The organism is Baaleninema sp. (assembly GCF_049974805.1).
GTDB lineage: Bacteria > Cyanobacteriota > Cyanobacteriia > Cyanobacteriales > Geitlerinemataceae > Baaleninema.
In genome coordinates this window covers 1-9,838 of the sequence record NZ_JBNGCO010000147.1, presented here as the reverse complement: position 1 = coordinate 9,838, position 9,838 = coordinate 1, and the positions used below count along the sequence as shown (strand labels likewise).

8 protein-coding genes and 1 pseudogene are annotated in these 9,838 nt (G+C 53.3%); 2 read left to right on the top strand and 7 right to left on the bottom strand.

Going from position 1 to position 9,838, the window contains the following annotated elements:
• Window positions 1-184 precede the first annotated feature (184 nt).
• Window positions 185-400: pseudogene (locus tag ACP5D4_RS19610) on the top strand (transposase); the annotation flags it as partial.
• A 137-nt stretch (window positions 401-537) separates the two neighbouring features.
• On the opposite strand, the gene ACP5D4_RS19605 reads toward ACP5D4_RS19610, so the two are convergent.
• The 7 genes from ACP5D4_RS19605 to ACP5D4_RS19575 form a co-directional block, all read right to left on the bottom strand.
• Window positions 538-1,005, bottom strand: coding sequence for an element excision factor XisH family protein (locus ACP5D4_RS19605; protein ID WP_428013301.1), 468 nt, complete (start codon window positions 1,003-1,005; stop codon window positions 538-540).
• A 66-nt stretch (window positions 1,006-1,071) separates the two neighbouring features.
• A complete protein-coding gene (gene acnB / locus ACP5D4_RS19600) occupies window positions 1,072-3,675 on the bottom strand; it encodes a bifunctional aconitate hydratase 2/2-methylisocitrate dehydratase (protein WP_428013300.1) in 2,604 nt (867 codons plus the stop codon).
• Between the two features lie 226 nt (window positions 3,676-3,901).
• Window positions 3,902-4,651, bottom strand: coding sequence for a metallophosphoesterase family protein (locus ACP5D4_RS19595; protein WP_428013299.1), 750 nt, complete (start codon window positions 4,649-4,651; stop codon window positions 3,902-3,904).
• A gap of 55 nt (window positions 4,652-4,706) precedes the next feature.
• Window positions 4,707-5,522 carry a metallophosphoesterase family protein gene (locus ACP5D4_RS19590; protein ID WP_428013298.1) on the bottom strand — a complete coding sequence of 272 codons (816 nt, stop codon included), beginning with the start codon at window positions 5,520-5,522 and terminating at the stop codon, window positions 4,707-4,709.
• Window positions 5,519-6,301 carry a GTP-binding protein gene (locus ACP5D4_RS19585; RefSeq protein WP_428013297.1) on the bottom strand — a complete coding sequence of 261 codons (783 nt, stop codon included), beginning with the start codon at window positions 6,299-6,301 and terminating at the stop codon, window positions 5,519-5,521. The genes ACP5D4_RS19590 and ACP5D4_RS19585 overlap by 4 nt, the downstream gene beginning before the upstream one ends.
• A gap of 78 nt (window positions 6,302-6,379) precedes the next feature.
• Window positions 6,380-7,030: a GTP cyclohydrolase I FolE gene (folE, locus tag ACP5D4_RS19580; protein ID WP_428013296.1), complete on the bottom strand. Its 651-nt coding sequence runs from the start codon at window positions 7,028-7,030 to the stop codon at window positions 6,380-6,382.
• Between the two features lie 206 nt (window positions 7,031-7,236).
• Window positions 7,237-8,289, bottom strand: coding sequence for a CobW family GTP-binding protein (locus ACP5D4_RS19575; protein WP_428013295.1), 1,053 nt, complete (start codon window positions 8,287-8,289; stop codon window positions 7,237-7,239).
• Window positions 8,290-8,424: 135 nt separating this feature from the next.
• Here ACP5D4_RS19575 and ACP5D4_RS19570 point away from each other — a divergent pair, with 135 nt between their 5' ends.
• Window positions 8,425-9,663, top strand: a complete 1,239-nt coding sequence (locus tag ACP5D4_RS19570) for an FAD/NAD(P)-binding protein (protein WP_428013294.1) — start codon at window positions 8,425-8,427, stop codon at window positions 9,661-9,663.
• The last annotated feature ends 175 nt before the right edge of the window (window positions 9,664-9,838 follow it).

The window sequence follows — 9,838 nt, the reverse complement described above, 5'->3', positions numbered from 1 at the left end:
GAACTTTAGAGAAATCTATGAAACAACTCAAAACCCAGAGAGCGGAAAAAATAAAGGGTCTCCGCCGTTTGCGGGGGAAAATGTATAGCAAAATACAAATACCTGGAGAATCGAGAGCCAAAACCCCTGAAATCTCGTGAAGTCAGTTTTTCTGTCACCCTAAACGGCGAAGAGCCAAAATAAACTTAAAGAATGGTTATCTAAAGCACAGAGTATCTATAGTGATGCTGTCAAGACAATTCGCAATCATCTTAACACAATATGTAATTATTTCTTGAGCCGAACAACCAACGGTGTGATGGAGGGTATTAATAATCGTCTTAAACTGATAAAGCGTCAAGCTTATGGCTTTATGAATTTTGAAAATATGCGAATGCGCTTTCTATCTTGCTTTATTTGATAAGTTTTTATTATCACCTCGTTTTGCGGAGACCCAAATTTAACTGAAATCGCTGAAACCCAAATTATCACGCTAAACACAGAAAATTACCGTATATCTACTGTATATCTAGAAAACCCTTAAAATCCATGAATCCTTCAACAGTTTCGATTCATAGACACCGGAACAGGAGCGCCCCGCAACATCCCTTCTGTCCTCAAATCTTCATCAAACGAGACATCTTTCACTTTGCGAGTTTTTGGTTCGTGAAATGCCAAAACGATATCCTCCTTCGGCACTCCCTCTCTTAATAACTCTGTGGCAATTCCCTCCTCTGTCCAATCTTCCTCAAGATAAATCTTCTCGTTTTTGGCATTGACAAAATAAATGAAATATTGACCCAGTGCCGTCTCAAATTCACGCATCGGAGAACGACCGAGAAAGCTTTTGACTTCAATTACAATCTGGCGGTTTTCTTTTGCCGCCGCGATCGACTTCTCACCAGCTAAGTCTGCCACCAGCCTGACCTCAGCATACCTAATAAAATACGGGTCGAACATAATCGTCCACCCGTCCTTTATCAATGTGTTTTTAACCGCGTCGCGATAAGCATCTTTGGCGGGCATCGCTGTTTCCAGTTTAGGGCGGGGCAGGCGCGATCGCCCACCCCACCCAATTAACGCTTCAGACGCTTACTTCGCCCCGGCAGGAATGCCCAAAATATCCTCAATCTTCGGCATTTCCTCAATGGGAATCACGCGACCCTCATCCTCAAACCCTTCAATTTCATTGAAGTTGAGATAGCGGTACAACTCACCCGCAAACGGGTCGATTTTCTCCTTCACAATCTCCAGATACTCCTCAACCGTGGGAATGCGACCCAGCAACGCACAAACCGCCGCCAATTCCGCAGAACCCAGATACACTCGCGCACCTTTACCCATGCGGTTGTTGAAATTCCGCGTCGAAGTCGAGAACACCGTGGCTTCGTCTTCTACCCGCGCCTGGTTCCCCATGCACAGCGAACATCCCGGCATTTCCGTCCGCGCACCGGCCGCCGCAAACACGCCGTAAACCCCTTCCTCGCGCAACTGCTTCTCATCCATGCGCGTCGGCGGACAAATCCACAGGCGACCTTTCACCGGGCCAGCACCTTCGAGAACCTTCGCCGCCGCGCGATAGTGACCGATGTTCGTCATACAAGAACCGATAAAGACTTCATCGATTTTGTCTCCGGCACATTCAGACATCAATTTCACGTTGTCGGGGTCGTTGGGAGCCGCCACAATCGGCTCTTTAACCTCGTTGAGATTCACCTCAATGACATCGGCGTATTCCGCATCGTCGTCGGCCGACATCAATTCCGGATTCGCCAGCCATTCTTCCATTTTGGCGACGCGACGCAGTAACGTCCGCGCGTCTTGATAGCCCCGAGCCACCATGTTTTTCAACAACACGATGTTGGAACGCAGATATTCGGAAACGGTTTCCGTTCCTAATTTAATGGTGCAACCGGAACAAGACCGCTCTGCGGTGGCGTCCGTCAATTCAAAGGCTTGCTCGACTTTCAAATCGGGCAGTCCTTCCATTTCCATAATCCGTCCGGCGAAGAGATTTTTCTTGTTCTCTTTCCCAACGGTGAGTTTGCCTTCTTGAATAGCAACCCAGGGGATGGCGTTGACGATGTCCCGCAGGGTGACGCCGGGTTGCAACTCACCCGTGAAACGCACCAACACCGATTCCGGCATATCCAAGGGCATCACGCCTAATGCTGCGGCAAAGGCCACCAAACCGGAACCCGCCGGGAAGGAAATGCCCAGGGGGAAGCGGGTGTGAGAGTCGCCGCCAGTTCCCACGGTGTCGGGGAGCAGCATCCGGTTCAGCCAGGAGTGGATGATGCCATCGCCGGGACGCAAGGCGACGCCGCCACGGGTGGAGAAGAAGTCGGGAAGCTGTTTGTGGGTTTTGACATCCACCGGTTTGGGATAGGCGGCGGTGTGACAGAAGGTTTGTAAGGTCAAGTCGGCGGAGAACCCGAGACAGGCGAGTTCTTTGAGTTCGTCGCGGGTCATGGGGCCGGTGGTGTCTTGGGAACCGACGGTGGTCATGACCGGTTCGCAAGAGGTTCCGGGGCGCACGCCGGGAAGTCCGCAGGCTTTCCCCACCATTTTCTGAGCCAGGGTGAAGCCTTTGCCGGTTTCTTCGGGGAGTTCGGGACGGGCGAAGAGGGTGCTAATTTCGAGTCCCAGGGCTTCGCGGGTTTTGTCGGTGAGGCTGCGTCCGATGAGTAGGGGAATGCGGCCGCCTGCGCGAACTTCGTCGAGGATGGTGTTGGGCTTCAGGGTGAAGGTGGCGATGACTTCACCGTCTTTGGTGATTTCGCCTTTGTAGGGATGGATGGTGATGACATCCCCGGTTTCCATCTTGGTGACGTCGCATTCGATGGGGAAGGCGCCGGAGTCTTCCCCGGTGTTGAAGAAGATGGGGGCGATGCTACCGCCGAGGATGAAGCCGCCGGAACGTTTGTTGGGAACGTAGGGGATATCGTGTCCGATGTGCCACAGCAGGGAGTTCATGGCGGATTTCCGAGACGACCCGGTTCCCACTACGTCGCCGACGTAGGCTAGGGGATGCCCTTGTTTTTTGAGTTCGGCGATGGTGTCTAGGCCTTCTGGCATTCTCGACTCCAGCATGGAGAGGGCGTGGAGGGGAATGTCGGGGCGGGTGGTGGCGTGGGGGGCGGGGGAAAGGTCGTCGGTGTTGGTTTCGCCGGGAACTTTGAAGACGGTGACGGTGACGGCTTCGGGTACTTTGGGTTTGTCGAGGAACCAGGCGGCGTTGGCCCAGGCGTCTACGACTTGTTTGGCGTAGGGGTTGGTGTCGGAGAGTGCTAGTACGTCGTTGAAGGCGTCGAACACCAGCAGGGTGGTGCTGAGGGCGGTTGCAGCGGCGGCGGCGAGGTTGCTGTCGCTGGATTTGAGCAGTTCGACGAGGGATTGGACGTTATAGCCGCCGACCATTGTCCCGAGAAGGGAGACTGCGCCTTGTTTGGAGATGAGGGGACATTGGATTTCTCCTTTGGCGATTCCGGTGAGGAATCCGGCTTTGACGTAGGCGGCTTCGTCTACGCCGGGGGGAACGCGGTCGCGTAGAAGCATCAGCAGGAATTCTTTTTCCTCGTCTGGCGGGTTTTTGAGGAGTTCGCACAGTTCGGAGGTTTGTTCGGCGGTGAGGGGAAGGGGGGGAATGCCCAGGGCTTCCCGTTCGGCGGCATGTTGGCGATACGCTTCTAACATTGCGCTGTTTCTCTCCTTGTTCTTCTCTAACGACAGCGGTTTATTTATGGTAGTCAATCGCGGTAATGAATCTTAACGATCCTACGGTGCGATGGGTGATGACCGCTAGGGTGTGGGGATTGTATATCTTTACGCTAACGAGCGATCGCCCCTTTTGTCTTGAAAGATATGGAGAAGTCTTGACTTGAATGAGGTGAAGGGTTAAGGGCTGCCGTGACGCGATCGCCTAGCCAAAGCCTCGCGCCACTGGAGTTCGGGTTGGCGCGACGGTACGGAATTGTAGGCGGTTGGTGTGCGGCAAATACAGGGTATAGGTAGCCCGATCGAGATCGCGCGACAGACTACCAACACCGATGACTTTACGAGGAGTTAGAGTTTGGGAAACGGGGGGAATATCGCCGTCTAAGGTAGTGACTTGGGAACCGATCGCACCGGATTCGAGATGACATTCAAAGGCTAAGCCGGAACGCCCGCAAAAGAGCTGGTTGGCTTGGGCGCGGAGTAGGCGATCGAGCAGAATGGTGGGTGGGGTGTTGGGGGTGAGTTCGTCGCTCGGACTGACGGTGCTACCGTGAATGAGGAGACAGTCGAGTTCCAAAAAGCCAAAGTCGAGCGATCGCAGCCATTCAACGCTCTCTCGTGAAAGATTGTTCCAGAGTTTTTCGAGAACGTCGTCGCCGTAAGTCTCCCGCAAGGCTTGGGCTTCAGGATCGCCACCAACGCCGTGCAGGTTGAAATATTGCTCTTCCCACCATCCCGTACAAATTTGCGGGACGGGTTCCCCAGCTTTGGGCGATCGCAACCGTTCGACTAACGCCTCGCAGTCGGGATGTAATCCCACCACATCACCCAAAATATAAAGTGTGTCTACGGGGATACGCTGGCGGCGAATGTCTTTCAAAACGGCTTCGTAGGCGGCGAGGTTGCCTTCAACTCCGCTCAAAATCGCCCAGTGGTTTGCAGTGGTCCAAATCACGATAGTTTTCGCTTGCGTTTAAGGGTAGTGGCTGTGAAAGGGTGCGATCGCGGGTTTACCGCTGACAAAGATGGGTGGGATCGTCGGCGCGTTCGGCAAATTCCCAACCTCGGGACAGTCGCCAAGCAAAGATTTTCGGTAAGCCGTTTTCCACGATCGCCGCGCAGGTTTTGCGGTAGTCGTAGGGAACTTCTCGCAGGTCGGCATTTTCGGTTTCGGTGTCGTAAATGACGTAGGTAGCGTTGGGGCGACCGTGGCGCGGCTCGCCGACGGAACCCGCGTTGATAATGCGTTTGAGGGAAGTCGTAAGCTGTCGTTCGGGTTGGGAAATCGCGTCTGGTCCGCTGACGCGCAGGGCGATCGATCCATCTTCGAGCGATCGCACGTAAGGGACATGGGTATGGCCGCAAAACAACACGTCGGCTTCGGCAGACAGCACCCGTTCGAGGGCGATGAAACTGTCGAGTTGCGGCATCAGATACTCGTGTTGGCTGTTGGGACTGCCGTGAACGAAGCTTAAATTCCCCTCTCGCCAAGTTAGGGGTAACTGTCCGAGGTATTCCCGCACGTCGGGACGGACGACCTCGTTCGTCCATTGGTGTGCTTGCAATCCTCGCCGTTCTGCGAGTTGGGAGGGATAGCTACATTCGCAAGCGTTGAGTCCTTCAACGATGTCTTCGTCCCAGCAGCCTTGAACGGTGGGGATATTCAACGATCGCACGCGATCGACCACTTCGTTGGGATAGGGACCGTAGCCCACTAAATCGCCCAGACAGACGATGCGATCGCAATGTTGGCGATCGATATCTTTCAACACGGTCTCGAAGGCTTCTAAGTTACCGTGGATGCAAGACAAGACAGCGAATTTCATCGAGAAACCTCCTGGAGGGGTTGGGTTTCAGTTTTCAGATACGCCTGATATTGGCTGAGGGTGGCATCGGAGAGGCAACTGTCCTGTAAGGTTTCGGTGAGGGCAGCGCGATCGAGGTGGTTCCCTACAATTTCGAGACCGCTAAACTGTTGCGGTCGTCCGTCTAGAGTGCGCGGTCGGTTCAACTCGGTATATTCGGAGCGATCGCCTTCACCCGATCGCTCGACGTATTGAAAAGTAAAGACACGTCCGTCTGCCAGGTTAAAGATTCCTTTGGCCCGTTTGACGTCGCCGTAAGCCCCGAGGGTGAGTTCTTGCCAAAAAACATCCAAACTCGCCGGATCTAGCACTTCAGAGGTCAGCAACAGTCGTTGCAATTCGGACAGGGTGTCCCAGGGCATTTCTAGGCCAGTCACGGTCTCGTCAGCCCAGTTCGACCATTGACTCGGTTGGGGCGTCGGAGGGGCGATCGCCACGCTGTGCAGGGGATTTAGGGGCAGTTGCAAGGATTGCAGGGCGATGTGAAAGCCAACTTCGATGTAGATCGGACATCCCGCCGCTTGGTATTCGACGAGAGCGGTGGCGGCGCGATCGTCTTCCAGAACCGTGAGGTTGGGAAACTGACTCGAGAGCAACGTGGCATCGAGGGGGAAAGACCCACCGCCGAGGTGGAAATAGACGGGGGAGGCTTCGAGATTTTGCTGGAGTTGTTGGGCAATCCAACGGGTTTTTCCGGCCCCGGAGGGACCAATAACGAGCCATGTAGAAGGTTCGGACATGGGAACGGATACCAAGGCGAGCAGGAAAAGAAAAGCGCGATCTTCGCCCAGCGCGATCGCGCTGGGAAACCATGAGATTTAATGGAAGGCGGGCGTGTGACGAATGAGACTCATGAACTCCTGGCGGGTACGAACGTCTTCGGCAAATGCGCCGCGCATGGCACTACTCACCGTCCAAGAACCGGGCTTCTGCACCCCGCGCATCACCATGCACATATGGGTGGCTTCGACGACGACGGCGACGCCTTGGGGTTTGAGGATGGATTCGATGGCTTCGGCGATACGGTTGGTGAGGCGTTCTTGGACTTGCAGGCGACGGGCGTACATTTCGCAAATTCGGGCGATTTTGGACAGTCCGATGACACGACCGTTGGGAATGTAGGCGACGTGAACGCGACCGATAATCGGCAGAATGTGGTGTTCGCAGGAACTGAAGATGTCGATGTCGCGCACGAGTACCATTTCATCGGTGTCTTCGTGGAAGACGGCGCCGTTGAGCAGTTCGTCGAGAGATTGGTTGTAGCCCTGGGTGAGAAATTTTAGGGCTTTGACGACGCGCTTCGGGGTGTCTCGCAGTCCTTCGCGATCGGGATCTTCACCGAGTCCTACGAGCAAGGTGCGAACCGCTCGTTCCATTTCTTCGGTGGAAACTTGGGTTCGGGTGGCTTCGGGAATGTTGGCGATCGCAGCTTCAGAGGGCAAGAATTCAGATGAAAATTGTGAGGTCATAGTATTCGCTGGGCGATGAGAAACCGTTTTTTGACATCAGGAGATAAAACCAACATCAAAGAAGCGATGGGTATTTATCTTGTGTAAAATCTCGATATATTCAGTTTTTAGGCTGAAAGATTTGTGGTTTTTGTAGGTCAAAAAAACACTAAAATTGGCTAAAACTAAATTTCGATCCGATCTTTATGCAACTTAGAAAAATAACCTTATTTTTGATTTAGTTTAAACTCGAGTTTTTCTGGAGCCGCAAGGCAGTTTTTAAGCGATTCGTGAAGGCGATCTCGATCGAGATCTCGACCGATAAACACGAGTTGATTTTTGGGCGGATTGTTTTCCCACTCCGTTACATCGAGAACGCAGCGTTTTCCACTCAGTTGAAAAATATGTTTCTGCTGGCTTTCTTGAAACCAGAGAATCCCCTTGGCTCGGAAGACTTCTGGCGGGAGTTGGCAGAGAAAGTCTTGAAATTTTTCGATTAAAAATGGGCGATCGCTCTGAAAAGATATCGAAACAAATCCGTCGTTTTCTAAGTGATGGGAATGATGGTGGTGTTCGTGGTGATGGTGTTCTTCGTGGTGATGGTGTTCGTGATGGTGTTCGTCATGGTACTCACTAGGATTGTTGTACCCCACATCGAGAATGAGGGGAAGCGGAACGTTTCCATACTCACAGCGAAGAATTCTCGCGTCTTCTTTCATCTCTCCAATCTTCGCTTCGACGTCGTTCAATCGCTGCGAATCGACTAAATCGGTTTTATTGAGCAAGATGACATCGCTATAGATTAACTGCTTGGTCGCCGCTTCGCTGGTATAGTATTTTTCGTTGAAATTCTCTGCATCGACAGTTGTTAAAACGGAATCGAGACGGGTGAAGTACCGTAACTCTGTCCCCACAAACGTCAACATGATGGGAAGGGGATCGGCGATTCCTGTGGTTTCGACAATTAAGTAATCTAGCTTGTTTTGCCGCTCTAAAACATTGTAGACCGCATCGACTAACCCTTCGTTAATCGTGCAGCAAATGCAGCCGTTGCTGAGTTGCACCATATCTTCTTCCATGGATACCAGCAATTGGCTGTCAATATCAATATCGCCGAACTCGTTGACGAGAATTGCGACTTTTAAGTTTTGACGATTGTTCAGAATATGGTTGAGCAGCGTTGTTTTTCCACTGCCGAGAAATCCCGTAATGATTGTAACCGGCATTCCCTGTTTGGGAAGCTCTAAGGTTGGGGGTTGAGAGGCGGTGCGATCGCTCATCTTAGACCTAGATCGTCGGTTTTCAACAGCCAGGACAACGAGGGGAGAGCCGTTTGGGTTGGCGACTCTCGCCAAATGTGAGAATGATTCTTATTATACATAAGTTGTCCTGTAACTGAAGCTGTGGTGAGAAATTTGTCAGATCGGTTTCCGAACGCCGTGGATGTGGCGGTGGTGGGTGCGGGCCCTCAAGCGTTAACGCTGGTGACGCATCTTTTGCAGAAAAAGAAGTCGCTGCGCGATCGCCTGGCGATTTTCGATCCGGCGGGAACCTGGATGCAGCGTTGGAAACAGCAGTTCGCGGCTTTAGAGATTCCCCATTTGCGATCGCCTGCGGTTCACCATCCCGATCCCGATCCCTATGCGTTGCGGCGTTTTGCAACTTCGCGTTCGAGGGAACTGTTTCCCCCCTACGATTTACCGGGAACTCGGCTATTTGAGGAGTTTTGCGAGGATGTCGTTCGGCGTTGGGAATTGAGCGATCGCGTTATTCCCAGGCGCATCACCCACATCGAACCGGCGAAGTATCGGGGAACTCGTCGATTTCGCCTGGAATCGGCGGAGGGTTCGACTTGTCTGGCGCGACGGGTGGTTTTGGCGACGGGTGAGGGACTCCCAAACTTTCCTGATTGGGTGAAGTCTCTTCCGCCACTGCACCCCCCAGACGCTTTACAGCATTCCAACCACATTGATTTGCGGCGATTGCACTTACAACAGCGTCGCGTTCTCATCGTGGGAAGCGGACTCACCAGCGGACATTTGGCGATCGGTGCGGTGAAACGAGGTGCGACGGTGACGATGGTGGCGCGACGGGAGTTTTACGGGAAGTTGTTCGACGCCGATCCGGGTTGGTTGGGGCCGAAGTATTTGAAGGGGTTTCACGCGGAACGGGATTGGGACAAACGCGCGGCGATGGTGCGATCGGCGAGAAATGGCGGGTCTCTAACTCCGGCAATTTTATTGAAATTGCGGCAACTGGCACGACAGGGAAAGGTGGAGTTTGTGGAAAATTGCCAAATCGCAACGGCAGCTTGGACAGAGGCAGGATGGCGCGTTGAGGCGGCGCAATCGGGTAAAACGCTTTCGTCGCAACGGTTCGATCGCTTGTGGTTGGCGACAGGAACCCACTTTGACATCCGCCAAAATCCGCTGTTCGCGGCGATGTGGGAAACTCATCCGGTTCCCGTGGTGGGGGGACTTCCGGTGTTGAGCGATCGCCTGCGTTGGGGGAACTGCGAACTCTTTTTAATGGGGGCTTGGACGGCTTTACAGGTGGGTCCGGTGGCGCGAAACTTGTATGGGGGCAAGTTAGCGAGCGAGTGTATCGTTCCGGCGTTGACGAAGGCGAGTCTGGCGTTACCGATGTCGGTGTAGTGGCGATCGCCGTCTCGGGGAACTCGAGCGTTCCGTACAATAGGGATTATAAGGACGCGATCGAGACGGCGATGTCAAGGAAAATTGGTGAGTTAGATTCGGGGAAGTTTTAAGGTGAATTTACCTTGACCCGCGAGAAGGAACCCGCGCTCTACCCGAGAGGGTGAGCGTCGAG

Bases quoted from the DNA above. Each gene is read 5' to 3' on its own strand.
- ACP5D4_RS19605 (WP_428013301.1), bottom strand. From the start codon at position 1,005: ATGCCCGCCAAAGATGCTTATCGCGACGCGGTTAAAAACACATTGATA.
- acnB (WP_428013300.1), bottom strand. From the start codon at position 3,675: ATGTTAGAAGCGTATCGCCAACATGCCGCCGAACGGGAAGCCCTGGGC.
- ACP5D4_RS19590 (WP_428013298.1), bottom strand. From the start codon at position 5,522: ATGAAATTCGCTGTCTTGTCTTGCATCCACGGTAACTTAGAAGCCTTC.
- ACP5D4_RS19585 (WP_428013297.1), bottom strand. From the start codon at position 6,301: ATGTCCGAACCTTCTACATGGCTCGTTATTGGTCCCTCCGGGGCCGGA.
- folE (WP_428013296.1), bottom strand. From the start codon at position 7,030: ATGACCTCACAATTTTCATCTGAATTCTTGCCCTCTGAAGCTGCGATC.
- ACP5D4_RS19575 (WP_428013295.1), bottom strand. From the start codon at position 8,289: ATGAGCGATCGCACCGCCTCTCAACCCCCAACCTTAGAGCTTCCCAAA.